This window comes from Enterobacter sp. HMSC16D10 (assembly GCF_001807145.1).
Classification (GTDB): Bacteria; Pseudomonadota; Gammaproteobacteria; order Enterobacterales; family Enterobacteriaceae; genus Enterobacter; species Enterobacter roggenkampii.
Genome location: NZ_KV787892.1, coordinates 48078 through 73119, shown reverse-complemented (window position 1 = coordinate 73119; position 25042 = coordinate 48078). Strand labels below are relative to the sequence as shown.

At 58.8% G+C, this 25042-nt stretch carries 24 protein-coding genes and 2 tRNA genes (1 of these 26 running past the window's edge); 10 read left to right on the top strand and 16 right to left on the bottom strand.

The window, feature by feature from the left end; all coding sequences use genetic code 11:
- Positions 1-30: 30 nt before the first annotated feature.
- Together HMPREF3143_RS15495 and wrbA are read right to left on the bottom strand one after the other, a co-directional pair.
- Complete coding sequence (locus HMPREF3143_RS15495; RefSeq protein ID WP_008499832.1) at positions 31-258, bottom strand: YccJ family protein; 228 nt, start codon at positions 256-258, stop codon at positions 31-33.
- Positions 259-278: 20 nt separating this feature from the next.
- The gene (gene wrbA / locus HMPREF3143_RS15490) at positions 279-875 is read right to left on the bottom strand and encodes an NAD(P)H:quinone oxidoreductase (protein ID WP_008499831.1); all 597 of its coding nucleotides are present in this window, start codon (positions 873-875) and stop codon (positions 279-281) included.
- Between the two features lie 391 nt (positions 876-1266).
- On the opposite strand from wrbA, the gene HMPREF3143_RS15485 reads away from it, so the two are divergent.
- Both HMPREF3143_RS15485 and HMPREF3143_RS15480 read left to right on the top strand, forming a co-directional pair.
- Positions 1267-1437 carry a con-10 family general stress protein gene (locus HMPREF3143_RS15485; RefSeq protein WP_013097201.1) on the top strand — a complete coding sequence of 57 codons (171 nt, stop codon included), beginning with the start codon at positions 1267-1269 and terminating at the stop codon, positions 1435-1437.
- A gap of 118 nt (positions 1438-1555) precedes the next feature.
- Complete coding sequence (locus HMPREF3143_RS15480; protein WP_023327076.1) at positions 1556-2476, top strand: DMT family transporter; 921 nt, start codon at positions 1556-1558, stop codon at positions 2474-2476.
- A 110-nt stretch (positions 2477-2586) separates the two neighbouring features.
- On the opposite strand, the gene rutG is transcribed toward HMPREF3143_RS15480, so the two are convergent.
- From rutG to rutA, 7 genes are read right to left on the bottom strand one after another with little or no spacing between them, the layout of a single operon-like run.
- A complete protein-coding gene (rutG, locus tag HMPREF3143_RS15475; protein ID WP_070533550.1) occupies positions 2587-3909 on the bottom strand; it encodes a pyrimidine utilization transport protein G in 1323 nt (440 codons plus the stop codon).
- Between the two features lie 21 nt (positions 3910-3930).
- Positions 3931-4425, bottom strand: a complete 495-nt coding sequence (gene rutF / locus HMPREF3143_RS15470; RefSeq protein ID WP_039023899.1) for an NADH-dependent FMN reductase RutF — start codon at positions 4423-4425, stop codon at positions 3931-3933.
- A gap of 9 nt (positions 4426-4434) precedes the next feature.
- Complete coding sequence (locus HMPREF3143_RS15465) at positions 4435-5025, bottom strand: malonic semialdehyde reductase (protein WP_047747677.1); 591 nt, start codon at positions 5023-5025, stop codon at positions 4435-4437.
- Positions 5026-5034: 9 nt separating this feature from the next.
- Complete coding sequence (gene rutD / locus HMPREF3143_RS15460; protein WP_021240807.1) at positions 5035-5835, bottom strand: pyrimidine utilization protein D; 801 nt, start codon at positions 5833-5835, stop codon at positions 5035-5037.
- Positions 5836-5842: 7 nt separating this feature from the next.
- Positions 5843-6229 (bottom strand): pyrimidine utilization protein C, encoded by a 387-nt coding sequence (gene rutC / locus HMPREF3143_RS15455; protein WP_008499822.1) that lies wholly within the window; start codon positions 6227-6229, stop codon positions 5843-5845.
- Between the two features lie 11 nt (positions 6230-6240).
- The gene (rutB, locus tag HMPREF3143_RS15450; RefSeq protein WP_070533548.1) at positions 6241-6930 is read right to left on the bottom strand and encodes a pyrimidine utilization protein B; all 690 of its coding nucleotides are present in this window, start codon (positions 6928-6930) and stop codon (positions 6241-6243) included.
- Positions 6930-8021 carry a pyrimidine utilization protein A gene (gene rutA / locus HMPREF3143_RS15445; RefSeq protein WP_045372964.1) on the bottom strand — a complete coding sequence of 364 codons (1092 nt, stop codon included), beginning with the start codon at positions 8019-8021 and terminating at the stop codon, positions 6930-6932. The genes rutB and rutA overlap by 1 nt, the downstream gene beginning before the upstream one ends.
- 245 nt (positions 8022-8266) lie before the next feature.
- Here rutA and rutR point away from each other — a divergent pair, with 245 nt between their 5' ends.
- Entirely contained in the window at positions 8267-8905 is a 639-nt protein-coding gene (rutR, locus tag HMPREF3143_RS15440; RefSeq protein WP_008499819.1) for an HTH-type transcriptional regulator RutR, read from the top strand.
- Here the strand turns inward: rutR and HMPREF3143_RS15435 are convergent.
- Together HMPREF3143_RS15435 and putA are read right to left on the bottom strand one after the other, a co-directional pair.
- Positions 8902-9297 carry a lysozyme inhibitor LprI family protein gene (locus HMPREF3143_RS15435; RefSeq protein WP_070533545.1) on the bottom strand — a complete coding sequence of 132 codons (396 nt, stop codon included), beginning with the start codon at positions 9295-9297 and terminating at the stop codon, positions 8902-8904. The genes rutR and HMPREF3143_RS15435 overlap by 4 nt on opposite strands.
- 101 nt (positions 9298-9398) lie before the next feature.
- Positions 9399-13361 carry a trifunctional transcriptional regulator/proline dehydrogenase/L-glutamate gamma-semialdehyde dehydrogenase gene (gene putA / locus HMPREF3143_RS15430; RefSeq protein WP_070533543.1) on the bottom strand — a complete coding sequence of 1321 codons (3963 nt, stop codon included), beginning with the start codon at positions 13359-13361 and terminating at the stop codon, positions 9399-9401.
- A 423-nt stretch (positions 13362-13784) separates the two neighbouring features.
- Here putA and putP point away from each other — a divergent pair, with 423 nt between their 5' ends.
- Both putP and HMPREF3143_RS15420 read left to right on the top strand, forming a co-directional pair.
- Positions 13785-15293, top strand: coding sequence for a sodium/proline symporter PutP (gene putP / locus HMPREF3143_RS15425; protein ID WP_070533541.1), 1509 nt, complete (start codon positions 13785-13787; stop codon positions 15291-15293).
- Positions 15294-15409: 116 nt separating this feature from the next.
- Positions 15410-15829 (top strand): DUF3574 domain-containing protein, encoded by a 420-nt coding sequence (locus HMPREF3143_RS15420; protein WP_045417148.1) that lies wholly within the window; start codon positions 15410-15412, stop codon positions 15827-15829.
- Between the two features lie 70 nt (positions 15830-15899).
- On the opposite strand, the gene HMPREF3143_RS15415 is transcribed toward HMPREF3143_RS15420, so the two are convergent.
- A complete protein-coding gene (locus tag HMPREF3143_RS15415; RefSeq protein WP_021240801.1) occupies positions 15900-17084 on the bottom strand; it encodes a NupC/NupG family nucleoside CNT transporter in 1185 nt (394 codons plus the stop codon).
- 251 nt (positions 17085-17335) lie between these two features.
- On the opposite strand from HMPREF3143_RS15415, the gene efeU reads away from it, so the two are divergent.
- From efeU to phoH, 4 genes are all read left to right on the top strand, one after another.
- A complete protein-coding gene (efeU, locus tag HMPREF3143_RS15410) occupies positions 17336-18169 on the top strand; it encodes an iron uptake transporter permease EfeU (RefSeq protein ID WP_070533539.1) in 834 nt (277 codons plus the stop codon).
- A 40-nt stretch (positions 18170-18209) separates the two neighbouring features.
- Positions 18210-19337: an iron uptake system protein EfeO gene (gene efeO / locus HMPREF3143_RS15405; protein WP_070533537.1), complete on the top strand. Its 1128-nt coding sequence runs from the start codon at positions 18210-18212 to the stop codon at positions 19335-19337.
- Positions 19338-19342: 5 nt separating this feature from the next.
- A complete protein-coding gene (gene efeB / locus HMPREF3143_RS15400; protein WP_045334692.1) occupies positions 19343-20626 on the top strand; it encodes an iron uptake transporter deferrochelatase/peroxidase subunit in 1284 nt (427 codons plus the stop codon).
- Between the two features lie 500 nt (positions 20627-21126).
- On the top strand, positions 21127-21915 hold the full coding sequence (gene phoH / locus HMPREF3143_RS15395; RefSeq protein WP_008503509.1) for a phosphate starvation-inducible protein PhoH: 789 nt from the start codon (positions 21127-21129) through the stop codon (positions 21913-21915).
- Positions 21916-22069: 154 nt separating this feature from the next.
- Here the strand turns inward: phoH and HMPREF3143_RS15390 are convergent.
- The 3 genes from HMPREF3143_RS15390 to HMPREF3143_RS15380 form a co-directional block, all read right to left on the bottom strand.
- Positions 22070-22157: transfer RNA gene (locus tag HMPREF3143_RS15390), tRNA-Ser, on the bottom strand.
- A 147-nt stretch (positions 22158-22304) separates the two neighbouring features.
- On the bottom strand, positions 22305-22982 hold the full coding sequence (locus HMPREF3143_RS15385) for an isochorismatase family protein (protein WP_008503510.1): 678 nt from the start codon (positions 22980-22982) through the stop codon (positions 22305-22307).
- Positions 22983-23002: 20 nt separating this feature from the next.
- Complete coding sequence (locus HMPREF3143_RS15380) at positions 23003-23863, bottom strand: pirin family protein (protein WP_008503511.1); 861 nt, start codon at positions 23861-23863, stop codon at positions 23003-23005.
- Between the two features lie 109 nt (positions 23864-23972).
- Between HMPREF3143_RS15380 and HMPREF3143_RS15375 the strand changes: the two genes are divergently transcribed.
- Positions 23973-24878, top strand: coding sequence for a LysR family transcriptional regulator (locus HMPREF3143_RS15375; protein WP_025912992.1), 906 nt, complete (start codon positions 23973-23975; stop codon positions 24876-24878).
- Positions 24879-25012: 134 nt separating this feature from the next.
- On the opposite strand, the gene HMPREF3143_RS15370 is transcribed toward HMPREF3143_RS15375, so the two are convergent.
- Positions 25013-25042, bottom strand: a tRNA-OTHER gene (locus HMPREF3143_RS15370) (it continues 47 nt past the right edge of the window).

Genomic DNA, 25042 nt, shown 5'->3' with positions numbered 1-25042 from the left:
AACCCCCCGCGTGATGGCGGGGGGAAACGCTTAAACGTTTTTACGTTCGATGGTTTGCTCACCCCAGAAGAGCGAGTCTTTGTCCGTTTTTTCGAAGGCGCGCACCAGCACTTCATCGTTGCCTTCTTCCCAAATCTGCTCGGCCAGCTTTTCATCGTATTTCGCGACTTCAAAGATAGCTTCGGCAATCTCCGGAGAGGTGTTGCGTAAACTTGCCCATTCGCCCACGTGGTGAGCTTTGGATTCTTGAGTTGGCATGCTTGTCCTCCTGTTGGGTGTTAGCCGTTGAGTTTTTTGGCCAGACCCGCGACGTATTCACCCTGATAGCGGGCGATAGACAGTTCTTCATTGCTTGGCTGGCGTGAACCATCCCCACCGGCAATGGTGGTTGCACCGTACGGCGTACCGCCGCGCACCTGGGAAATATCAAACAGCTCCTGCGCGCCGTAGCCAATTGGCACAATCACCATCCCGTGATGAGCAAGGGTAGTCCAGGTTGAGGTAATCGTCTGCTCCTGACCGCCGCCGGTCCCGGTAGAGCTGAATACGCTGGCGAGTTTGCCGTAGAGCGCCCCGGATGCCCAAAGTCCGCCGGTTTGATCGAGGAAGGTGCGCATCTGGCCTGACATATTGCCGAAGCGGGTTGGGGTGCCGAAGATAATAGCATCATAATCCGCCAGCTCCTGCGGGGTGGCGACCGGGGCGTTTTGTGTTTTTCCCCCGGCTTTCGCGAAGGCTTCCGCCTGCATGGTTTCCGGTACGCGTTTCACCACAACCTCAACGCCGTCAACCCTGTTTGCACCTTCTGCTACCGCGTGAGCCATGGTTTCAATGTGTCCATACATGGAATAATAGAGCACCAGAACTTTTGCCATTTTGCTTCACTCCTCGTTGGTTTCTCTGACAGCGGATCGCTGCGCTCTTTTAAAGATATGTCATCACAGCCAGACTGCAAAAATGAACGCCATTTATTTGATTTATAACAACATGAGGAGAAAAATGGCTTTGTAGCAAAATGATACAACTTTCCCGGTGCGGATTTTTAAAATGATAAGAAAGGCTTATGAATTACCGCCGCGTCATCTCACCCGAAAGACTGAGATCATGTTGCAGGATATTACCTTCGGCTTGCCGGATAACCTCATTCCACTAAGCTTAGTTTCACGCGGCACAGATAAAGGCGTTGTCCTTGAGCCGCGAGGTGAAAGAATCCTCTTTTACTGAATGCAATATGATGTCTAATGTTTCACACTCTGGAGGTTAGAGATGGCAAACCATCGTGGTGGTTCAGGTAATTTCGCAGAAGACCGTGAAAGAGCATCAGAAGCAGGCCGTAAAGGTGGCCAGCATAGCGGGGGGAATTTTAAAAATGACCCTCAGCGCGCATCTGAGGCTGGCAAGAAAGGGGGGAAAAACAGCCATGGCGGTAATAAGTAATTCGCCGGGTTGACTCCCTGCCGCCGGGTTTCCCCCGGCGGTTTTTTTATTTCTGCAACATTGAACTGTAACCAAAGGCAACGCACACTACAGAATTGTTCTCATTTGCTGGTGCCGCATGTCTGTCTCACGCTTTAAATTCTCCGTAAAACCACAGGAAGCCATCCTCATTCTCATCACCATGTTTTGGGGCGGGACGTTTCTGGCCGTTCAGTACGCGGTGACCCTCAGCGATCCGTTCTTCTTTGTCGGCCTTCGCTTTGCGACGGCGGCGTTAGCCGTGGGGCTAATATCCCTTAAAACGCTGCGGGGTCTGACGCTGAAAGAGCTTAAGGCGGGCGTGGCGATTGGGGTGGCGATAGCCATGGGCTACAGCCTGCAGACGTGGGGATTGCAGACCATCTCCAGCAGCAAATCCGCGTTTATCACTGCCATGTATGTGCCGCTGGTGCCGCTACTGCAATGGCTGTGCCTGGGGCGGCTGCCGGGTCTGATGTCCTGTATTGGCATCGTGCTGGCGTTTATCGGCCTGATCTTACTGGCCGGGCCGGAAAACAATCTTCTGGCGCTGGGGCCGGGCGAGATCATTACCCTGATTGGGGCGATTGCCATTGCGGCGGAGATTATTCTCATCAGCGCGTGGGCGGGCAAGGTCGACGTCAAACGGGTGACGGTGGTGCAGCTCGCGACCGCGTCGCTGGTGGCCTTTGCGACCATGGTGCCGGCAGGAGAGTCCGTGCCGCCGATGTCCACGGGCCTGGTCGTGGTGGCGCTGGGGCTGGGGATTTTCAGCGCCATTATCCAGGTCACCATGAACTGGGCGCAGCGCAGCGTATCGCCAACGCGGGCAACGGTCATCTACACCGGCGAGCCGGTCTGGGCGGGCATTTTCGGGCGACTCGCCGGGGAACGTCTGCCGCTGCTGGCCCTTGTGGGCGCGGCGTTTATTGTCGCCGGGGTGCTGGTGAGCGAGTTGAAGTTAAAAAAACGACGTAAGGCGATTGCCGGGGTAGGTGCTGAACAAGGTGCTGATAGCTAACAACGCGTACGCTGCCCGTTTCGCCCGGCGGCGCTACGCTTGCGCGGGCCTACATTCCAACTGTAGGCCGGGTAAGCGTAGCGTCACCCGGCAAGAAAGTGAAACACATATCAGGTGGACGGGGTGATGGCTTCCCCTTGTGCCACATCCCTTTTCCGGCGGCTCAGCAGGGCGTTAAGCAGGATCGCGCCGAAGGTCGCCGTGCCAATCCCGCCGATCGTAAACCCGCCCAGCGTCAGGGCAAAATCGCCCGCGCCCAGCACCAGCGTGACCGCCACCATAATCAGGTTGCCATTCTGACTAAGGTCGACGCGATGCTGCACCCAGATGCGCGCCCCGGCCACGGCGATCAGCCCAAACACCACGATTGATGCCCCGCCGATGACCGGTGACGGAATGGTATGGATCAGCGCGCCGAATTTCGGCGAGAAGCCGAGCAGCATCGCCATCACTGCCGCCGCCACGAAGACCAGCGTCGAATAGACTTTGGTCACCGCCATCACGCCGATATTCTCGGCATAGGTGGTAACGCCGCTGCCGCCCACGGAACCGGAGAGCATGGTCGCCAGCCCGTCGCCGACGAACGCGCGGCCCATGTACGGGTCCATGCTGCGTCCGGTCATTCCCGCGACCGCCTTCAGGTGGCCCAGATTTTCCGCCACCAGGATAACTGCGACGGGGGCGATAAGCATCATCGCCTGGGTGTTAAAGGTGGGGGAGGTGATCTGCGGCAGGCCGAACCAGGCGGCCTGATGCAGCAGCGTAAAATCAACCGGCTTGCCGAAACCAAAAACGTTTGCCAGCAGGGCATATACCAGACAGGCGACAATCAACCCGACCAGGATCAGCAGCCGCTGGATCATGCCCCGCGTAAAGACCGCCACCAGACCGATGCACAGCACGGTCACGACGGCCATCCAGCTTTCAAAGGGCGAGCCGGAGACGCTTTTCACCGCAATCGGCGCAAGGTTCAGACCGATCGCCATTACTACCGCGCCGGTGACGACGGGGGGCATCATGCGTTCGATCCAGCGCGTGCCGATCTTCATCACCACCAGACCAATCAGGGTATACACCAGACCGCAGGCGATAATGCCGCCGAGGGCCACGCTCAGGTTGGGGTTGATTCCCTGGCCGTTAAAGCCGGTGGTGGCGATCACCACGCCGACAAAGGCGGCGCTGGAGCCCAGATAGCTCGGCACGCGCCCGCCGGTGACAAAAAAGAACAGCAGGGTGCCGATACCCGACATCAGAATCGAGAGGTTGGGATCCAGTCCCATCAGCATCGGCATCAGCACCGTGGCGCCAAACATGGCGACCGCGTGCTGGACGCCCATCACCATCGTCTGCCCGAGCGGGAGGCGTTCATCCGGCGCGACCACGCCAGCGTCTGTGGAGGTCGATTTCAACTGCCAGTGGGGAAATCCGAACATGGTCTGTCTCCTTAGAGCGCCTTAACAGGCGGGTCGCATCAGCGCGTGGTAGCCGCGGTCAAACCACACCAGCCCTTGCGGCGCCGGGTGGCGAATAATCGAAACGATGTCGCAGAACAAAATGTCATGGGTGCCGACGCTCACCACCTGGCTGATGCGGCAGTCAAACGAGGCCAGCGCATCCTCCAGACGCGGACATCCGGTGTCGCCCGTCTGCCAGCGGGCGGCGGCGAAGCGTTCTTCTATTGGCGTTTTGCCGCCAAACAGGTTTGAGAGCGGCTCCTGTCCGGCGCTGAGGGTATTCACGCAAAGGGTGCGGTTTTCGCTGAACGTCGGCCAGACGGACGCGCCGCGGTTCAGGCACACCAGCAGGGTGGGCGGTGAATCCGTAACGCTGCACACCGCGCTGGCGGTGAAGCCTGCCAGCCCCGCCGGGCCGTCGGTGGTGATGATGTTCACCGCCGCGCCAACGCAGGCCATGGCGTCGCGAAAGGTTTGCTTATCCGGTGTCGTCATGTTCGCTCCTTACGCCAGCCCGCAGGCATCGTCGAAGGTCAGGCGCGGCAGGCGCCCGTAAAGTTTGCCCGGGTCGCCGTAGCCAATGTTGATCAGCAGATTGCTTTTAAGCGTCGTGCCGGTGAAAAAGGCCTCGTCGACCTTTTGGCGGTCAAAGCCCGACATCGGGCCGGTGTCCAGCCCCAGCGCGCGACAGGCGAAAATCATGTAGGCGGCCTGCAGCGAGCTGTTGCGGAAGGCGGTCTCTTCCGCCAGCGCGGGACTTGCGGTAAACCAGCTTCTGGCATCGCCGTGCGGGAACAGTTCAGGCAGGCGCTCGTAGAATTCACTGTCCCAGGCCACGATCGCCGTAACCGGGGCGGTGAGCGTTTTCTCCAGGTTGCCGCTGGAGAGCGCCGGGCGCAGCTTCTCTTTTCCCTCCGCGCTTCGCACAAACACAATCCGTGCCGGGGAGCAGTTGGCCGAGGTTGGCCCCCATTTCATCAGGTCGTAGATTTCGCGCAGCGTCTCGTCGCTGACGGCAATATCCTGCCAGCCGCTATGGGTGCGGGCGCCGGTGAACAGCGTTTCCAGCGCGGTGGGATTAATGGCTTCGCTCATTACAGCTCCTTATAAAGCGTGTTCATGACTGTGCAGCAGGCTGGCCAGCCCGTTCAGCAGCAGGGTGTTAAAGGTGTCCGGCTCGGTGACGTTGCAGGCATGGCCGCCCTGGCGCATCACCGCGCTGTGGCTGTGCGGGATGGCCGCCTGCAGCTCAGACGAGCAGACAGAGGGCACCAGCATGTCGTCGGCGGAACAGATGATCTGGACCGGGCAGCGGATGCGCGCGGCGTGGCGGCTGAAGTCGGCCTTTTTCAGGGCGCTGAGTCGGTGCAGCAGGTTGGCTTTTCCCTGAAAGTGGGCCAGCGCCAGCGCTTCTTCGGCCTCCAGACGGGGGGCGCGAGCGGCCATCCAGTCTGCCGGGTAGAGAAACAGCGGCTGCGCCTCAACCCACGCCTGTGGGCCGCCGTAATGCAGCAGGCGCTCGCGGATCTGAAAGCAGCGGCGGGTATGCGCGCTGAGGGTCAACCAGCCGTTGACGCACACCAGCGCGGTGAGGGCGTCGGGGCGGTCGAGGGCCAGCTGCAGGCCGACCAGTGCCCCCAGCGCATGGCCGACGACGCTGTAGCGGGCAATCCCGGCCTCAGCCAGCGCCTGGGCCAGTTCGTCCGCCATCTGTGCCAGGCTGTATCCTTCCGGCAGGGCGTCGGGGTTATTGCCCGTTCCGCGCTGGTCATAACACACCACCTGATACTCGGGTTCCAGCGCGGCCAGCTGGGGCAGCCAGTAGCTGCCGCTGCCGCCGAGACCGGCAATAAGGACCACCACGGGCGCACCCTCATACGGGGGCGGTGAGACGGAGAGTTTCATGCCTGCCTCACTTCGCGATGTGCGCAACGGTGGCGATCTCAACCAGCGCGTCCGGCTTCACCAGCCCGCACTGAATGCAGAATCGGGCCGGCTTATCGCCGGGGAAGAACTCCGCGTAGATTTCGTTAATCGCGGCGTAGTTTTTCCAGTCGGTAATAAAGATGCTGTTGAAGGTCACGTCTTCCATCGTGCCACCCGCCGTTTCGATCACGGTTTTGATCGTCTCCAGCACGTGGCGGGTTTGCGCCTTTGGGTCGTTGATAAACACCACGTTGTTGTCTTTATCAAACGGCAGCGTGCCGGAGACATACACCACGCCGTCGGCAAGGGTGCCGGGGACAAACGGGGCGATGGGCGTGCTGGTGCCCGGCGGGATGATTACGGATTTCGGCATCGTGCGTCTCCTCAGGCGATACGGGCGAGCGGGGGATTCAGGGCGTCGCAGAAATCCGCAACGTTACTGACCCAGCCAAAAAAGGTTTCGATATTGAACAGGGCCGCCTTCTGGGCGAAATCCGGCCCGGCCTGATGGGTCGCGTCTTCCAGCACCACGCCGAAATACTCGAGGAAAAAGCCGTCGCGCAGGGTCGACTCCACGCAGACGTTGGTGGCAATGCCGGTAAAGACCAGGTGGCGAATGCCCCGGCTGCGCAGCAGGCTGTCGAGCGGGGTGTTGAAAAAGCCGCTGTAGCGCGGTTTCGGCAGGACGATATCACCCGCCTGCGGGACCAGCTCATCCACCAGCTGATAGTCCCAGCCACCCTTCGCCAGCAGCTTGCCCTGCAGTTCGGGCCGTTTACGCATGGTTTTCAGGGCGTTCGACTTGTGAAAGTTCGGTGAACCGGGACCGCCGGCCTCAACGTACTGGTCATCCCAGCCGTTCTGGAACCAGATGATAAGCATGCCCGCGGCGCGCGCGGCGGCGACGGCGGTTTTGATGTTCGCGATCACCGGCCGGGTGGTGGAGACGTCGAACCCCGCCAGATCCAGATAACCGCCCTGGCTGGCGTAGGCGTTTTGCATGTCCACCACGATCAGCGCGCTCTGCTGCGGCGCAAAGGTGATGGCTTCCGGGCGTGCGTTAAGGGTTGTCATTACGCTACCTCCTTCGTGACGGCAGGGATGTGGGCGCGGCACTGCATCAGCGGCTGGATGCGCTCGCCGAAGGTTTCCACGCCGGTGAGGAAGTCATCGAAGGTCAGCAGGACGCCTTCCGCCCCGGGAACGGCTGCCACTTCGTCCAGCATCCTGGCGACGCTGGCGTACGAGCCGACCAGCGTGCCCATGTTGATATTGACCGCGGAGGTCGGGTCGGCCATCTGGCGAACGTTGGTATCCGCCCCGGAGCGGGTATCCTTCTGGCTCTGCTCGGTGAGCCAGCTCAGGGCCTCCTCGTCGGCGCCGTCCTTATAGCGCTGCCATTTGGCGCGTGCGGCCTCGTCGGTTTCGTCGGCAATGACCATAAACAGCACGTAGGAGCCCACGTCGCGCCCGGTTTTGTCGGCGGCTTCTTTCATGCGCGCGGCGGTCGGGGCGAAGGCGGCAGGCGTGTTAACCCCTTTACCGAAGCAGAAGTTGAAGTCGGCGTATTTCGCCGAGAATTCCATCCCGGCGTCGCTCTGCCCGGCGCAAATCACCTTCATCGGCACCGACGGCTGCGGGCTGACGCGGCAGTCGTTCATGGTGAAGAAGTCGCCCTTGAAATCGCTTTTTCCGGTCCCCCACAGGTCGCGCAGGACCTGCACGTACTCGGTCAGGTAGTCGTAGCGGCGAGAGAAGTAATCGTCGCCCGGCCAGAGACCCATCTGCTCGTACTCCGGTTTTTGCCAGCCGGTTACCAGGTTGACGCCAAAGCGTCCGCCGGAGATGGAGTCGATGGTGGAGGCCATGCGCGCCACGATCGCCGGGGGCAGGGTGAGGGTGGCTGCGGTGGCGTAGATCTGGATCCGCGAGGTGACCGCGGCCAGCCCGGCCATCAGGGTGAAGGACTCCAGGTTGTGATCCCAGAACTCGGTTTTGCCGCCGAAGCCGCGCAGCTTGATCATCGAAAGCGCAAAGTCGAAATGATAGTGCTCCGCTTTCTGCACGATGGCTTTATTCAGCTCAAAGGTCGGCATGTATTGCGGTGCAGTGGTCGAGATAAGCCAGCCGTTGTTGCCGATGGGTACAAATACGCCAATTTTCATCACGAACCTCTCTTCATTACGTCGCAGGTGTAACGGTGTTTTTGCAAAGGCAGTGCCAGTTTTGAAAATGGCAGTGTTATTAATGTGTTAATCAGAGGTTGGTGGTTTGATGTGATTAAATGTGGACTAACTGGTCAAAAACATTGCACAGAAAACAGGCATTCATGCGCGATCGGGGTGCAGGATGTCGTGGCGAGACGGGGGTTTTGCTATGCTGAGGGCAACGCAGAATAAGGAGAGCGGGAATGACACAAGGCGCAGTGAAAACACCAGGTAAACGTTCGCAGGCGGTGAGCGCCAAGAAGCAGGCGATCCTCAGCGCGGCGCTGGAGACCTTTTCGCAGTTTGGCATTCACGGCACGCGCCTGGAGCAGGTGGCGGAGCAGTCCGGGGTATCCAAAACCAATCTGCTCTACTATTACCCGTCGAAAGAGGCGCTCTATGTCGCGGTGATGCAGCAGATCCTCGATATCTGGCTGGCGCCGCTGAAAGCGTTCCGCGAAGAGCTGGCCCCGCTGGTGGCGATCAAAGAGTACATACGCCTGAAGCTGGAGGTGTCGCGCGATTACCCGCAGGCATCACGGCTGTTTTGTCTTGAGATGCTGCAGGGGGCGCCGCTGTTGCAGGCGGAGCTGACCGGAGATTTAAAACAGCTGGTGGACGATAAGTCGGCCATTATTGCCGGATGGGTGGCCAGCGGAAAGTTGGCCCCGGTCGATCCGCATCATCTGATCTTTATGATTTGGGCCTCCACCCAGCATTACGCTGACTTTGCGGCCCAGGTCGAGGCGGTGACCGGAAAAACGCTCCAGGACGAAGCGTTTTTCCACAGCACCCTGGAGAACGTGCAGCGGATGATTATCGAAGGGATCCGCTTGCGCTAGTTCCCCGGTGGGAGAGGGCAGCTTAAGTCGCCCTCTTCACACTGCATCAGCGAGGCCAGAAACGCCTCGCGCTCCACGGTTTTCTCCGCCAGGCACTGATTCACGATCATCGGCTGAACGCTGCCGCCTTCCGTCCCCGAACCGATAAACGCACAGTCCGCGTCGCGCAGGGCAATCCAGGCCTGCTGCGCCTTTTTCAGCAGCTCGCGCTGAGGGGCTTCCGCACGCTTGACGGCGGCCTGATAGGTCTGGTTGAGCTTTTTATCGGCAGCCTGGTACTGCTGCGCGCTACAGGTGTTCAGTTCAAGCTGGGTGGTCGCCTTGTCGCACTCGTCGGCCAGCGCGCTGGCGCTTAGCAGCAGCGCTGCGCCTGTGAGAAATACTCTTTTCATCATCCCCTCCGTGTAAAAAAGCCGGATGCGCTGCGCTTATCCGGCCTACGGTTGTTTTGTAGCCCCGGTAAGCGTAGCGCCACCGGGGAAAGTTTACACGATTAACCGATGGTCATCAGGCTGGCGTTACCGCCTGCCGCCGCGGTATTGACGCTGAGCGAGCGCTCTACATACAGGCGTTCCAGCAGCAGGTTGGTTTCCCCGCGCGCGAAGCCCTGTACCGAAACAATCGCCCCGCTGCGGGCCGCAACCTGCTCGCAGAGCTCGCGCAGCTGATCGGAATCACCGTGATAAATCACGGCATCAAACGGCTGCGTCAGCAGCGCATCGGCTTTCGTGAAGTGGATACGGGCCGAGACCGCTTTCGGCAGCTGTTTGGCCAGGTCGCGATGCAGCGCATCGTCCGGCCACAGCACTTCACACCCGGTGGCCATCGCGGCGGCCAGCTGTACCAGCGCGTCCTGCTCGTTATCCGCCACGCACAGAACGCGCTCGCGCGGCATCAGCGTCCAGGTATTGCGCTCGCCGGTCGGCCCCGGCAGCAGACGCTGCGTACCGGCCTGTGCCAGCTCGCCGTACTGCTGCGCAATCGCACGCAGCTCTGGACGATTATCAGCCCACTTAATCAGCGCGTCCAGCGGCTGGGTCAGCACGGTTTTCAACTGCGCATCCACCGGATACTCCGCATCCTGACGCGCCAGGGTGACGCCCAGCGCGTTCTCAGGACGGTTCGCCAGCAGACGGTACAGGTAGAGCGGACCGCCCGCTTTCGGGCCGGTGCCGGAGAGGCCTTCACCGCCGAACGGCTGCACGCCCACGACCGCGCCAACCATGTTGCGGTTAACGTACAGGTTGCCCACTTTGGCGCTGCCGGTCACCTGCGCGATGGTCTCGTCGATACGGGTATGCACGCCGAGCGTCAGGCCATAGCCGGAGGCGTTGATCTGCTCAACCAGCTCGTTGAGGTTGTTACGGTTGTAGCGCACCACGTGCAGCACCGGACCGAAGACCTCTTTTTTCAGCTCGTCGAAGCTTGCCAGCTCGATAAGCGTAGGCGGCACAAAGGTGCCGGAACGCCACTCGCGGGCGTCTTCGCTGTTGTCTCGCACCGCCTGGAACACCGGACGGCCTTTCGCGCGCATGGCCTGAATGTGGTTTTCAATATTGGCTTTGGCTTCCGCGTCGATCACCGGCCCGATGTCGGTGGTGAGACGGCCCGGGTTGCCCATGCGGCATTCGGCCATCGCGCCGCGCAGCATCTTCAGCGTGTGGTCCGCCACGTCATCCTGCAGGCACAGCACGCGCAGGGCGGAGCAGCGCTGACCGGCGCTGTCGAAGGCGGAGGCCAGAACGTCAACTACCACCTGCTCGGTGAGGGCAGAGGAGTCGACGATCATGGCGTTCATGCCGCCGGTTTCCGCAATGAGCGGCGTAGGACGACCCTGCGCATCCAGACGGGTGGCAATATTGCGCTGCAGCAGCGAGGCCACTTCGGTCGAACCGGTAAACATCACGCCGCGCACGCGGTTATCGGAGGTCAGTTTGGCGCCCACGGTTTCACCGCGGCCCGGCAGCAGCTGGACCACGCCCGCCGGTACGCCTGCCTCCAGAAGAATGTTGATGCCCTGTGCGGCAATCAGCGGGGTCTGCTCCGCCGGTTTTGCCAGCACGCTGTTGCCTGCGGCCAGGGCGGCGGCTATCTGGCCGGTGAAGATCGCCAGCGGGAAGTTCCACGGGCTGATACAGACGACCGGGCCGAGCGGACGGTGGGTTTCGTTGTCGAAATCATCGCGCACCTGACCGGCGTAGTAGTGCAGGAAGTCGACCGCCTCGCGCACTTCGGCGATGGCGTTGCTGAAGGTTTTACCCGCTTCGCGCACCAGAATGCCGATGAGCGACTGCATCTGATCTTCCATCAGCACCGCCGCGCGTTCCAGAATGGCGGCACGCTCCTGCGGCGGGGTGGCGAACCAGATAGGGGCGTTATTCACCGCGCTGTCCAGCGCCTGATCCACCTCCGCTTCGGTGGCTTCACGCACGTAGCCGACGATGTCTTTTGGCTCCGCCGGGTTGATGACCGGCTGCATGTCGCCGTCAGCAACGGGCTGCTCCAGCATCGGTTTCGCCTGCCACTTCTGCAGCGCGCTGTTGAGCAGGGCAGAGGAGAGGGACGCCAGACGGTGTTCGTTGGCGAGATCCAGCCCCGCCGAGTTGACGCGACCCTTGCCGTACAGCTCGCGCGGCAGGGCAATCTTCGGATGCGGCAGGCCAATCTGGCCTTCCTGCGCCGCTATCTTCTCAACGGCCTGCACCGGATCGGCGACCAGCTCGTCGAGTGGCAGCGTGGTGTCGGCGATGCGGTTAACGAAGGAGGTGTTCGCGCCGTTTTCCAGCAGGCGACGCACCAGGTACGCCAGCAGGGTTTCGTGGGTACCCACCGGGGCATAAATGCGGCACGGGCGGTTCAGCTTGCCGTCCGCCACTTTACCGGTCACCTGCTCGTACAGCGGTTCACCCATGCCGTGCAGGCACTGGAACTCGTACTGGCCCGGGTAGTAGTTCTGCCCGGCCAGGCTGTAAATGGCCGCCAGGGTGTGGGCGTTGTGAGTGGCGAACTGCGGATAGATCAGGTTCGGCACGCCGAGCAGTTTTTTCGCGCAGGCGAGGTAAGAGACGTCGGTATAGACCTTGCGGGTGTAGACCGGATAGCCTTCCAGCCCTTCCATCTGGGCGCGTTTGATTTCGCTGTCCCAGTAGGCCCCTTTCACCAGGCGGATCATCAGGCGACGGCGGCTGCGGCTGGCCAGGTCAATCAGGTAATCAATGACGAACGGGCAGCGCTTCTGGTAGGCCTGGATCACGAAGCCAATGCCGTTCCAGCCCGCCAGCTCCGGTTCGAAGCACAGTTTTTCCAGCAGATCGAGGGAGATCTCCAGACGGTCGGCCTCTTCGGCGTCGATGTTAATGCCGATATCATACTGGCGCGCCAGCAGGGTCAGGGACTTCAGGCGCGGGTAGAGCTCTTCCATTACCCGATCGTACTGCGCGCGGCTGTAGCGCGGGTGCAGGGCGGAGAGCTTAATGGAGATGCCCGGGCCTTCATAAATACCGCGACCGTTGGACGCTTTACCGATGGCGTGGATCGCCTGCTGGTAAGAGACCATGTAGGCCTGCGCGTCGGCGGCGGTCAGCGCCGCTTCGCCCAGCATGTCGTAGGAGTAGCGGAAACCTTTATCTTCCAGCTTACGGGCGTTCGCCAGCGCTTCGGCAATGGTTTCCCCGGTGACGAACTGCTCGCCCATCAGACGCATCGCCATGTCCACGCCCTTGCGGATCAGCGGCTCGCCGCTCTTGCCGATGATGCGGTTCAGGGAGCGGGACAGGTTGGCTTCGTTATGGGTCGAGACCAGTTTGCCGGTGAACAGCAGGCCCCAGGTCGCGGCGTTGACGAACAGCGACGGGCTGCGGCCAATGTGCGAATGCCAGTTGCCGTTGCTGATCTTGTCGCGGATCAGCGCGTCGCGGGTGGCTTTATCCGGAATACGCAGCAGCGCTTCCGCCAGGCACATCAGCGCCACGCCTTCCTGTGAGGAGAGGGAAAACTCCTGCAACAGACCCTGAACCATCCCGGCGCGGCCGGTGGCGGTTTTCTGGTTACGCAGTTTGTCAGCCAGCTGGTACGCCAGGCTGTGCGCCTGTGCGGCAATAGCTTCCGGCAGACGGGCCTGCTCCAGCAGCATCGGCACGGCGTCGGTTTCGGCGCGACGGTACGCGCCGGTGATGGCGGCGCGGCTGACGGACTGCGGGAGGATCTGCTCGGCGAATTCGAGGAACGGCTGATGGCTTTCATCGCCAGCGGCTGGCGCGTCTTCGCTTTCATTGGCGGCACCGGCGAGCAGGGCAGGCAGCTCCGGCAGGCCCTCGTCGCTCTCGAGTCTTTCGAGATAGTTAAAAATCGCCTGCTTAATTAACCAGTGCGGCGTGCGATCAATGCGGGTTGCTGCGGTCTTAATCCGTTCGCGGGTCGCGTCATCCAGCTTAACCCCCATGGTGGTCATACCCATGCCAAAGCTCCTGTTGTGCTTTCATCGTGTTTGGTCGTTAGCGTGAAATATCCACCATGTTGCAACTTTGTGCAACCGTGTTAAATGTGACCTGGTTTGCAACCCAGAAAATGAATGGATTGTTAACGAATGGTTAGCTGGAAAAACGTGCTGGCTTTGTCGCGGAAAGCCTGGTTTTATGCGGGAGTTAACACTTTTCAAAGGTGCAACCCGTAAAAGCGTGAGCGAGTGCAACCTATAGGAAACTCGTATCAAACCGGGGATGAAATTGATGTAAATGCAGTGTTAAATCGTTTGTCAGCGGAGGGCGCATACGGCAGGATAGCGCGCCCAACCGAAACACAAGATACCGTCACCTCGTTCCGGTGATCATATAACAAGGCAACCCGGATGGTTGTCGCTCGACACTTTTGGAGAATTTGAATGGCAATTAGCACACCGATGCTGGTGACATTTCTCGTTTATATTTTTGGCATGATCCTGATAGGGTTTTTGGCGTGGCGTTCCACGAAAAACTTTGACGACTACATTCTGGGCGGACGCAGTTTAGGCCCGATGGTGACCGCACTCTCCGCGGGCGCATCGGACATGAGCGGATGGCTGCTGATGGGTCTGCCGGGTGCGATTTTTATCTCCGGTATCTCGGAAAGCTGGATCGCCATCGGTCTGACCGTGGGCGCGTGGATCAACTGGAAGCTGGTGGCGGGCCGTCTGCGCGTGCATACCGAGGCTAACAACAATGCCCTGACGCTGCCGGACTACTTCACCGGACGCTTTGAAGATAACAGCCGCATTCTGCGCATTATCTCTGCCGTGGTTATCCTCCTGTTCTTTACCATCTACTGTGCCTCCGGCATCGTGGCGGGCGCGCGCCTGTTCGAAAGCACCTTCGGCATGAGCTACGAAACCGCCCTGTGGGCCGGTGCGGCGGCGACCATCCTCTATACCTTCGTGGGCGGGTTCCTGGCGGTAAGCTGGACCGACACCGTGCAGGCAAGTCTGATGATCTTTGCCCTGATCCTGACCCCGGTGATTGTGATTTTCACCGTTGGCGGCTTTGGCGAATCGCTGGAAGTGATCAAGCAGAAGAGCATTGAAAACGTCGACATGCTGAAAGGGCTGAACTTTGTCGCCATCGTCTCCCTGATGGGCTGGGGTCTGGGCTACTTCGGTCAGCCGCACATTCTGGCGCGCTTTATGGCGGCTGATTCTCATCACACCATCGTTCATGCGCGTCGCATCAGCATGACGTGGATGATTTTGTGTCTGGTGGGCGCGTGTGCGGTCGGTTTCTTCGGTATCGCCTACTTTAATAACAACCCGGCGCAGGCGGGCGCGGTGAACCAGAACGCCGAGCGCGTGTTCATCGAACTTGCGCAGATTCTGTTTAACCCGTGGATTGCCGGTATTCTGCTCTCTGCGATCCTGGCGGCGGTGATGTCCACCCTGAGCTGTCAGCTGCTGGTCTGCTCCAGTGCAATCACCGAAGACCTCTATAAGGCCTTCCTGCGTAAAAACGCGAGCCAGAAAGAGCTGGTGTGGGTAGGGCGCTTTATGGTGCTGCTGGTGGCGCTGGTGGCGATTGCGCTGGCGGCCAACCCGGAAAATCGCGTGTTGGGTCTCGTGAGCTACGCGTGGGCGGGCTTCGGTGCGGCGTTTGGTCCGGTCGTCCTGTTCTCCGTCATGTGGTCCCGTATGACCCGTAACGGCGCGCTGGCGGGGATGATTATCGGTGCGGTGACCGTTATCGTCTGGAAACAGTTCGCCTGGCTGGGCCTGTACGAAATCATTCCTGGCTTCATCTTCGGCAGCATCGGTATCGTGGTCTTCAGCCTGCTGGGTAAAGCACCGTCTGCCTCCATGCAGAAACGCTTTGCGGAAGCCGACGCGCATTACCACTCCGCGCCGCCGTCTAAGCTGCAGCCGGAATAATTTTTCCCACGGAAAACCGTAGGCCGGGTAAGCGCAAGCGCACCCGGCTTTTTTCTTGCCAAAATCCGTCTTTTCCTGTGATATCCCTGTGCTTATAACAATGAGGATAGCGAAGCATGACGATCAAAACAGGGTTAATGGCGGCGGCATTATTGATGCTGGCGGGCTGCAGCGCGCCATCGCAACACGCGGCGGTGGAGACCTGCAAAGCGGATAGCCAGATGCAGCAAACCACGCTCTATTTCGGCTTAAACCGTCCTGCCGGGGCGCAGATTACCCCCAACGAGTGGCAGCAGTTTGTTGACCAGGACGTGACGCCGCGCTTTCGCGATGGCTTAACGGTGTTTGATGCCCGCGGGCAGTGGCTGGGGAACGACGGAAAAGTGGCGCGCGAGCCGAGCAAGGCGCTGATGCTGATCCACGTTAAAGATGCGCAGAGCGAGAAGAACATCGAAGCGTTACGCGGGATTTATAAGTCCCGCTTCGCGCAGGAGTCGGTGATGCGTGTCGATCAGCCGGTGTGCGTGCAGTTTTAATGAAAACGGCGGGAATTCCCGCCGTTGTTGTTTTGTAGGCCGGGATCGCTGCGCGCCACCCGGCATTGCATCAGAGCACCAACCCCGCAAAGCTCGCCGACAGCAAACTCACCAGCGTCGCGCCGTACACCAGACGCAGCCCGAAACGCGATACCACGTTACCCTGCTGCTCGTTCAGGCCCTTAATCGCCCCGGCCACGATGCCGATGGAGGCAAAGTTCGCGAACGAGACGAGGAAGACGGATAAAATCCCCAGCCCGCGCGGGGACATCTGGTGGGCTATTTTCTGCAGCTCAATCATCGCCACAAATTCATTCGCCACCAGCTTGGTCGCCATAATGCTGCCCGCATTTAAGGCATCGCTTAGCGGAATCCCTACCAGCCACGCCAGGGGATAAAATACATAGCCCAGGATCTGCTGGAAGCTCATGCCAAATACGCTGGAGAAGAGGGCATTAACGGCGCTAATAAGCGCGATAAAGCCAATCAGCATCGCCAGAATAATCATCGCCACTTTAAAACCGGCCAGAATATACTCGCCGAGCATCTCGAAGAAGCTCTGGGATTCATGCAGTTTTTCGAGCTTAACATCCGGTTCCGCTTCCGGGCGCGCCGGGTTGATGACTGAGAGGATAATAAAGGTGCTGAACATGTTGAGAATCAGCGCCGCGACGACATATTTGGCGTCGAGCATGGTCATATACGCCCCGACAATCGACAGGGAGACCGTCGACATGGCCGTGGCCGCCATGGTGAACAGACGACGCGAGGAGAGATCGCCCAGCACGCCTTTGTAGGCAATGAAGTTTTCCGACTGGCCGAGGATCAGCGAGCTCACCGCGTTAAAGGATTCCAGCTTGCCCATACCGTTCAGTTTTGACAGCAGCGTACCGATTACCCGAATAAAAATTGGCAGGATCCGCCAGTGCTGAAGAATACCGATCAGTGCGGAAATAAAAATAATCGGACAAAGCACGCCGAGGAAAATGAACGCCAGCCCTTTTTCACCCATACCGCCAAAGACGAAATTGGTGCCTTCGCCAGCAAATTTGAGCAGTGACTCAAAAAATCCTGAGACGTATTTAATCAGGAATAACCCGCTTTCGGCGTGCAGGAAAAAGAACGCCAGCGCAATTTCAATAACAATCAGCTGTAAAACAAAACGAACCCGAATTTTTCGGCGGTCAAAACTCGTAAGCCAGGCGAGCGCAAGAATAATCACCAGCGCCAGCAGGAAATGGACAATTTTAAACATGGTTTATTTTCAGTTAGGTTGTGAGGCGGATATTTAGCCACAGCCCTGAATCAGCGTAAATGGGCATTTTCGTTATAACTTATAAACCTGAACGTTACGTACGTCACTATTATCAGGCTTTGCGTTTACAACTCGTCATCAAAACACCGCACATTTCGCTTGTTTTTCTTTCCGCCGTAATGATAATCACTATCACAAGAATTTACCTTTCTTTGCATCAGTTGACCGCGATAAACATTTAAGGTGTCGGCATGTTTGTTCCATTTCTCATTATGTTACGTGAAGGGCTCGAAGCCGCCCTTATCGTGAGCCTCATCGCCAGTTATCTGAAGCGAACCCAGCGCGGGCGCTGGATTGGCGTCATGTGGGTCGGGGTATTCCTTGCCGCGGCGCTCTGCCTGGGCCTGGGCATTCTCATTAACGAAACTACCGGCGAGTTCCCGCAGAAAGAGCAGGAGCTGTTTGAAGGTATCGTCGCCGTGATTGCGGTGGTGATCCTCACCTGGATGGTGTTCTGGATGCGTAAAGTCTCGCGTAACGTGAAGGTGCAGCTGGAGCAGGCGGTGGATAACGCGCTGCAGAAGGGGAACAACCACGGCTGGGCGCTCATTATGATGGTCTTTTTCGCCGTCGCGCGTGAAGGGCTGGAGTCTGTTTTCTTCCTGCTGGCGGCGTTTCAGCAGGATGTGGGGATCTGGCCGCCGCTGGGGGCCGTGCTGGGCCTCGCCATGGCCGTGGTGCTCGGTTTCCTGCTGTACTGGGGCGGTATCCGCCTGAATCTGGGCGCCTTCTTCAAGTGGACCAGCCTGTTTATTCTGCTGGTGGCCGCGGGTCTGGCGGCGGGGGCGATTCGCGCCTTCCATGAAGCGGGCCTGTGGAACCACTTCCAGGACGTGGCGTTTGACCTCAGCAACGTTCTCTCCACGCACTCTCTGACCGGCACCCTGCTCGAAGGTATCTTCGGCTATCAGGAAACGCCGAGCGTCAGCGAGGTGGCGATGTACTTCATTTATCTGGTTCCGGCGCTGGTGCTGTTCGCAATGCCGCCGCGTACCGGCACGCAGGCGTCGCGCGTTGCGCCGTAATTTTTGATTTAGTGACAACATACTTTTAAAGGGAAGAGTCATGGCAATTCAGTTCCGTCGTAGTGCGTTATGCGCAGGCATTGCCGCGCTGTTCGCTTCTGCATTCTCCGCCTGGGGCGCGGATGTTCCACAGGTTAAGGTCACCGTCAACGACAAGCAGTGTGAGCCGATGACCCTCACGGTGAACAGCGGTAAAACCCAGTTTATTATTCAGAACCACAGCCAGAAGGCGCTGGAGTGGGAGATCCTGAAAGGCGTTCTGGTGGTGGAAGAGCGTGAAAATATCGCCCCTGGCTTTAGCCAGAAGATGACCGCCAACCTGCAGCCGGGCGAGTATGAGATGACCTGCGGCTTGCTGACCAACCCGAAAGGGAAGCTCATCGTCAAAGGTGAAGCGACGGCCGATGCGGCGAAAGGCGCTGCGGTGCTGAGCCTGGGCGATGCAATTACCGCGTATAAGGCGTACGTCACGAAAGAGACGGCGGAGCTGGCGACGGCAACCAAAGCCTTTACCGATGCGGTGAAGGCCGGGGATATCGAAAAAGCGAAATCCCTCTATGCGCCAACCCGTCAGCACTACGAGCGCATCGAGCCGATCGCCGAGCTGTTCTCTGACCTTGATGGCAGCATCGATGCCCGTGAAGATGATTTCGAGCAGAAGGCCGCCGATCCGAAATTCACCGGTTTCCACCGTCTGGAGAAAGCCCTGTTTGGCGACAACACCACCAAAGGGATGGAGAAATACGCTGAGCAGCTGAACAGCGACGTGCTGGAGCTGCAAAAGCGCATCAGCGAGCTGGCCTTCCCGCCGTCTAAAGTGGTGGGCGGCGCGGCCGGTCTGATTGAAGAAGTGGCCGCGAGCAAAATCAGCGGTGAAGAGGATCGCTACAGCCATACCGACCTGTGGGACTTCCAGGCAAACGTCGACGGCGCGCAGAAAATTGTTAACCTGCTGCGTCCTCAGCTGCAGAAAGAGAACGGCGAACTGCTGGCGAAAGTGGACGCCAACTTCAAAAAGGTCGACACCATTCTGGCGAAGTACCGTACCAAAGGCGGCTTTGAAACCTACGACAAGCTGACCGATGCCGACCGTAACGCGCTGAAAGGCCCGATTACCGCCCTGGCGGAAGATCTCTCCCTGCTGCGCGGCGTACTGGGTCTGGACTAAGCACCATGAATAAGCATAACGAGAACGACGTGGCTGAGCCTTCCCGTCGTCGGTTGTTAAAAGGGGTGGGGGCGCTCGGGGGCGCGCTTGCTCTGGCTGGCGGGTGTCCGGTGGCGCACGCGGCGAAACCGCAAAGCGCGCCCGGCACGCTGTCACCCAACGCCCGCATGGAGACGCAGCCGTTTTATGGCGAGCATCAGGCGGGCATTCTGACGCCGCAGCAGGCGTCGATGATGCTGGTGGCCTTTGATTCGCTGGCCAGCGATAAAGCCGATCTGGAACGCCTGTTCCGTCTGCTGACGACGCGCATCGCGTTTCTTACCGCCGGTGGACCGGCGCCCGATACGCCGAACCCGCGTCTGCCGCCAATGGACTCCGGCATTCTGGGGCCATTCATCGCCCCGGATAACCTGACCATAACCGTTTCGCTGGGAGAATCGCTGTTTGACGCGCGCTACGGGCTGGCAAAACAGAAGCCGAAGGCGCTGCAAAAAATGACGCGCTTCCCGAATGATTCCCTGGACGCCGCCCTCTGCCACGGCGATCTGCTTCTGCAGATTTGCGCCAATACGCAGGACACGGTAATCCACGCCCTGCGCGACATCATTAAGCACACGCCGGATCTGCTGAGCGTGCGCTGGAAGCGGGAAGGGTTTATCTCTGACCACGCCGCCCGCAGCAAAGGGAAAGAGACCCCGGTGAACCTGCTGGGCTTCAAGGACGGCACGGCCAACCCGGACAGCCATGATAGTGCGCTCATGAAGGAGGTGGTGTGGGTCACTGCCGATCAGGGCGAACCGGCATGGTCGGTGGGCGGTAGCTATCAGGCGGTGCGCATTATTCAGTTCCACGTGGAGTTCTGGGACCGCACGCCGCTCAAAGAGCAGCAGACGATCTTCGGTCGCGATAAGCAAAGCGGGGCACCGCTCGGCATGAAGAACGAGCATGATGTGCCTGACTACGCCCGCGATCCGAATGGCGACGTGATTGCGCTGGACAGCCATATTCGTCTGGCCAATCCGCGTACCAAAGAGACGCAGTCCAGTCTGATGATGCGTCGGGGATACAGCTATTCGCTCGGCGTGACCAATTCCGGTCAGCTCGATATGGGGCTGCTGTTCGTCTGCTATCAGCACGATCTCGAGAAAGGGTTCCTGACTGTACAGAAGCGCTTAAACGGCGAAGCGCTGGAAGAGTACATTAAACCTATCGGCGGCGGCTATTTCTTTGCCCTGCCAGGCGTGCGCGACAGCAACGCGTATCTCGCGCAGGGTCTTATTGAAGCCTGATAATTGTCCCCGCAACCGTTCGCGGGGACATTATTTTTTCATATGACTATCCTGCTGTTATATTTCTGTAATATTTCTATATGAGACTGATTTCAACTGTAGGGACAGTCCTAAAAGTTGCATTCAGGTAAAATAAATGTTGCATTTATGATAACTCCTGATGTACTTAAGATAAGACAGCGGTAGTTCCCGGCAGTGATGCTGAATCACTATGGAGATCGCGAATGGTTGCGTCCTGTACTGGACAAGGTAAACATAACAACCGCAGCACCCGGCGCGGAGGCTCAGACTCCGGCAGCGATTTCCTCACCACTAAATTTTCCCCCCTCCCTCAAGAATCTGATTCGACCGACGTGCAGAACGGTGCGCGTAGCTGTTCCGTATCGTCATCCGATAGTGCAAGCAATGGCTTACAAGGAAGCCAACCCTCTGATGTTCGTGCGCATAATCGTGCCGACGCTGGCGCGTGTGATGAATACCAACAACTCAAGGTGCTATCCATGGGAAGACAAAAAGCAGTGATCAAAGCTCGTCGCGAAGCAAAACGTGTGCTGAGACGGGATTCACGTAGCCATAAACAGCGTGAAGAAGAATCGGTCACCTCGCTTGTGCAGATGAGTGGCGTAGAAGCAATTGGCATGGCCCGTGACAGCCGTGATAATTCTCCAATTGTGGCGCGCAATGAGGCTCAGGCGCACTACCTGAATGCTATCGAGAGTAAACAGCTCATCTTTGCAACCGGTGAAGCCGGATGCGGGAAAACCTGGATCAGTGCAGCCAAAGCGGCGGAAGCGCTGATCCATAAGGACGTGGAAAGAATCATTGTTACCCGTCCGGTACTGCAGGCTGATGAAGATCTCGGCTTCTTGCCCGGTGACATTTCGGAGAAGTTTGCCCCGTACTTCAGGCCCGTCTATGACGTGCTGGTGAAGCGGCTGGGTGCATCCTTCATGCAGTACTGCCTGCGGCCAGAGATTGGCAAGGTGGAAATCGCGCCGTTCGCCTATATGCGCGGACGTACATTTGAAAATGCGGTCGTCATTCTTGACGAGGCTCAGAACGTGACCGCTGCGCAAATGAAGATGTTTTTAACGCGCCTCGGGGAGAACGTGACGGTTATCGTTAACGGCGATATTACCCAGTGTGACCTGCCGTCCGGCGTGAAATCCGGACTGAGCGACGCGATGTCACGTTTTGAGGAAGATGAGATGATTGGGGTGGTACGCTTCACCAAAGATGACTGCGTGCGCTCGGCGCTCTGCCAGCGCACGCTGCAAGCGTATTACTGAGTGTGCAGTTGCGTTCAAGGCCCGGGAAACCGGGCTTTGTTTTATGTGCAGGCATGTTGTCGGGTGGCGCTGCGCTTACCCGACCTACAATACTGCATGCGTGCAATATGCGAAAAAAAAGCCCGTACTTTCGTACGAGCTCTCATCTCGAATATGGCGGTGAGGGGGGGATTCGAACCCCCGATACGTTGCCGTATACACACTTTCCAGGCGTGCTCCTTCAGCCACTCGGACACCTCACCATATTGTTTTGCTGCCTGACCGCGTGGGGGGCAACGGGGCGCTACTATAGGGAGTTGCGCTGACACGGTCAAGCAGATTTTCAGCTTTAGTGCCTGTTCGGTTAAGCAATAATCAGCTCCACGGTTTTTACGCCGCGGAGCAGGGGATTAACGCTGTGAATCGAGCACTTCGCTGTTTTTAACCACTTCCTGTGCTTTGCTGTAGCTTTCGATCAGAAGCTGATAAGCCGGGAAGATGTGGGTGTACACTTCCGCCCACTCCGCTGCATCTTCACGGTTCCAGGTACGCTGGATCTCAGAGGCCACCGCCGCCGTATCCATCGGGACCACACCGGCCTGTACAACGCGCGCCAGCGTGATCTCCTGCGCCATTTTGCTGTAGGTGCCGGAGGCATCAATCACCGCAAACACCTTATACCCGTCCGCAACCGCGCTGATCGACGGGAAGGCCATGCAGACGCTGGTAATGGTACCCGCAATGATCAACGTCTTACGCCCGGTGGCTTTTACCGCCGCCACGAATTCCGGGTTATCCCAGGCGTTGATCTCGCCTTTGCGGGCAACATATTGCGCATGCGGCGCGTTGGCGTGGATCTCCGGGATAAGCGGTCCGTTCGGCCCTTGCGGGACGGACGCGGTGGTGATCACCGGGATCTTCGCCAGGGTAGCGATTTTTGCCAGCGCTGCCGCACGGGCACGCAGTTCCGGCATTGGCATATCACCAACGGTCTGGAACAGACCGCTCTGGTGATCGATAAGGAGCATCACAGCATCGTTCACATCGATGACCGGACGGGTTCCATTAAAGTTCGCAGGTGTAGACATGTTCTTCTCCTTTATTACGTTCAGAGCTGGCCGAAGCGGCCGGAATTGAAATCACGAATGGCTTCGTTGATTTCGGCTTTACTGTTCATCACAAACGGGCCGTAGCCCACGATCGGTTCATTCAGCGGCTCGCCGGCCATCAGCAGCACTTTTGCATCGCTGTTCGCTTCCAGGTGCAGTTTGTCGCCTTCCTGACTTAACACGACCAGCTGGGCTTCACCCGCCTGAGCGGTACCGTTTACCGTGATGCTGCCTTCAAGCACGACCAGCGCCGTGCTCCAGCCTTCCGGCTGAGCGAGCGTCAGATGGCTTCCCTGGTTCAGCGCGAAGTCCCAGACGTTGAGCGGCGAGAAGGTGTGCGCCGGGCCGGTCACCGTGTCGTAGCGACCGGCAATAACCCGCAGCGTTCCACCGTCGTCAGGCAGCGTCACTACCGGGATGTCGGCTTTCGTAATGCTCTGGTAGCCCGGTGCGGCCATCTTGTCTTTCGCCGGCAGGTTGACCCAAAGCTGCATCATTTTGAGTTCTCCGCCTTTCTGTGAGAACGCGCTGGAGTGGAACTCCTCGTGCAAAATGCCTGCGCCGGCGGTCATCCACTGCACGTCGCCGGGCCCAATGACGCCGCCTTTCCCCGTGGAGTCGCGATGCTCCACTTCACCGGAATAGACGAGAGTGACCGTTTCAAAACCCCGGTGAGGGTGTTGGCCTACGCCGCGTTTCGCACCGTCTGCCGGAAAGGTGTATGGGCCCGCGTAGTCCAGCAGCAGGAACGGGCTGAGCGGCTCGCCGTGCGTCTGATAGGAGAACATTGAACGGACCGGGAAACCGTCGCCCACCCAGTGCTGACGAGGAGCGGTATAAACGCCAGTGATGTTTTTCATGATTAACTCCTGATGTTCTGTTGATGTAATTAGCTTATATTCAGGGCTAATAACCCGGTAGATAGTTAAAATGGCATTCACTGTTCTGAAAATAGAACGATGAGGATTTATGCAGGATCTCAATGACTTCGTCTGGTTTGTGAAGGTAGTGGAGTACGGGGGGTTTGCGGCGGCGGGAAGGGCGCTTGACCAACCCAAGTCCAAACTGAGCCGCAGGATCGCGCAGCTGGAGGAGCGGCTTGGCGTACGGTTGATACAGCGCACGACGCGGCAGTTTACGGTGACGGAAGTGGGGCACACTTTCTATCAGCACTGTAAGGCAATGCTGATAGAAGCAGAAGCGGCAGAGGAGGCCGTTGCTGCGCTGCAGGCTGAGCCGCGCGGCGTCGTCAGGATCACCTGTCCCGTCACGTTACTGCACGTCCACGTGGGACCGATGCTGGCGCGGTTTATGGCGCGCTACCCCGGGATTAATCTCCAGCTTGAGGCCACCAATCGTCGGGTCGATCTTGTTGGCGAAGGTATTGATGTGGCTATCCGCGTGCGTCCGCGTCCGTTTGATGACAGCGATCTGGTGTTAAGGGTGCTGGCTGACAGGGGGCATTGCCTGGTGGCAAGTCCGCAGTTGATTGAACGTATGGGTAAACCGCGAATGCCTTCCGAGCTCAGTGAATGGCCTGGATTAAGTATGGGGGCCGGTAAACAGGTGCATAAATGGGAGCTCAGTGGTCCAGAAGGGGCGAAAGCGGAGATCCACTACGCACCGCGCTTTATTACCACCGACATGCTGGCATTGCGGGAAGCAGCGATGGCGGGCGTGGGCGTTGTACAGTTGCCGATATTGATGGTGAAGGATCAGCTTGCGTCAGGGGAACTGGTACGGGTGCTGGACGCGTGGGAACCCCGACGGGAAGTGATTCACGCGGTTTATCCTTCGCGGCGCGGCATGCTGCCGTCGGTCAGGACGCTGGTGGATTTTCTGACTGAAGAGTATGCGAAGATGGTGGAGGAGTAGCTTTTTGTAGGTCGGGTAAGCGCAGCGCCACCCGACATAAAGAGCGCAGGGAGTTTCAAGGTTCGAATCCCCCCTGCATGCGTGCAATATGCGAAAAAAAAGCCCGCATTTTCATGCGAGCTCTTCTTTAAATATGGCGGTGAGGGGGGGATTCGAACCCCCGA

Excerpts from the sequence above, each read along its gene's own strand:
- efeB (WP_045334692.1), top strand. The coding sequence starts at position 19,343 with ATGAATAAGCATAACGAGAACGACGTGGCTGAGCCTTCCCGTCGTCGG.
- HMPREF3143_RS15385 (WP_008503510.1), bottom strand. The coding sequence starts at position 22,982 with ATGTCTACACCTGCGAACTTTAATGGAACCCGTCCGGTCATCGATGTG.
- efeO (WP_070533537.1), top strand. The coding sequence starts at position 18,210 with ATGGCAATTCAGTTCCGTCGTAGTGCGTTATGCGCAGGCATTGCCGCG.
- putP (WP_070533541.1), top strand. The coding sequence starts at position 13,785 with ATGGCAATTAGCACACCGATGCTGGTGACATTTCTCGTTTATATTTTT.
- HMPREF3143_RS15480 (WP_023327076.1), top strand. The coding sequence starts at position 1,556 with ATGTCTGTCTCACGCTTTAAATTCTCCGTAAAACCACAGGAAGCCATC.
- HMPREF3143_RS15380 (WP_008503511.1), bottom strand. The coding sequence starts at position 23,863 with ATGAAAAACATCACTGGCGTTTATACCGCTCCTCGTCAGCACTGGGTG.
- efeU (WP_070533539.1), top strand. The coding sequence starts at position 17,336 with ATGTTTGTTCCATTTCTCATTATGTTACGTGAAGGGCTCGAAGCCGCC.
- HMPREF3143_RS15375 (WP_025912992.1), top strand. The coding sequence starts at position 23,973 with ATGCAGGATCTCAATGACTTCGTCTGGTTTGTGAAGGTAGTGGAGTAC.
- putA (WP_070533543.1), bottom strand. The coding sequence starts at position 13,361 with ATGGGTATGACCACCATGGGGGTTAAGCTGGATGACGCGACCCGCGAA.
- rutA (WP_045372964.1), bottom strand. The coding sequence starts at position 8,021 with ATGAAAATTGGCGTATTTGTACCCATCGGCAACAACGGCTGGCTTATC.
- HMPREF3143_RS15415 (WP_021240801.1), bottom strand. The coding sequence starts at position 17,084 with ATGTTTAAAATTGTCCATTTCCTGCTGGCGCTGGTGATTATTCTTGCG.
- HMPREF3143_RS15485 (WP_013097201.1), top strand. The coding sequence starts at position 1,267 with ATGGCAAACCATCGTGGTGGTTCAGGTAATTTCGCAGAAGACCGTGAA.
- rutC (WP_008499822.1), bottom strand. The coding sequence starts at position 6,229 with ATGCCGAAATCCGTAATCATCCCGCCGGGCACCAGCACGCCCATCGCC.
- wrbA (WP_008499831.1), bottom strand. The coding sequence starts at position 875 with ATGGCAAAAGTTCTGGTGCTCTATTATTCCATGTATGGACACATTGAA.
- HMPREF3143_RS15495 (WP_008499832.1), bottom strand. The coding sequence starts at position 258 with ATGCCAACTCAAGAATCCAAAGCTCACCACGTGGGCGAATGGGCAAGT.
- phoH (WP_008503509.1), top strand. The coding sequence starts at position 21,127 with ATGGGAAGACAAAAAGCAGTGATCAAAGCTCGTCGCGAAGCAAAACGT.
- rutB (WP_070533548.1), bottom strand. The coding sequence starts at position 6,930 with ATGACAACCCTTAACGCACGCCCGGAAGCCATCACCTTTGCGCCGCAG.
- rutF (WP_039023899.1), bottom strand. The coding sequence starts at position 4,425 with ATGACGACACCGGATAAGCAAACCTTTCGCGACGCCATGGCCTGCGTT.
- HMPREF3143_RS15420 (WP_045417148.1), top strand. The coding sequence starts at position 15,410 with ATGACGATCAAAACAGGGTTAATGGCGGCGGCATTATTGATGCTGGCG.
- rutD (WP_021240807.1), bottom strand. The coding sequence starts at position 5,835 with ATGAAACTCTCCGTCTCACCGCCCCCGTATGAGGGTGCGCCCGTGGTG.
- HMPREF3143_RS15465 (WP_047747677.1), bottom strand. The coding sequence starts at position 5,025 with ATGAGCGAAGCCATTAATCCCACCGCGCTGGAAACGCTGTTCACCGGC.
- rutG (WP_070533550.1), bottom strand. The coding sequence starts at position 3,909 with ATGTTCGGATTTCCCCACTGGCAGTTGAAATCGACCTCCACAGACGCT.
- rutR (WP_008499819.1), top strand. The coding sequence starts at position 8,267 with ATGACACAAGGCGCAGTGAAAACACCAGGTAAACGTTCGCAGGCGGTG.
- HMPREF3143_RS15435 (WP_070533545.1), bottom strand. The coding sequence starts at position 9,297 with ATGAAAAGAGTATTTCTCACAGGCGCAGCGCTGCTGCTAAGCGCCAGC.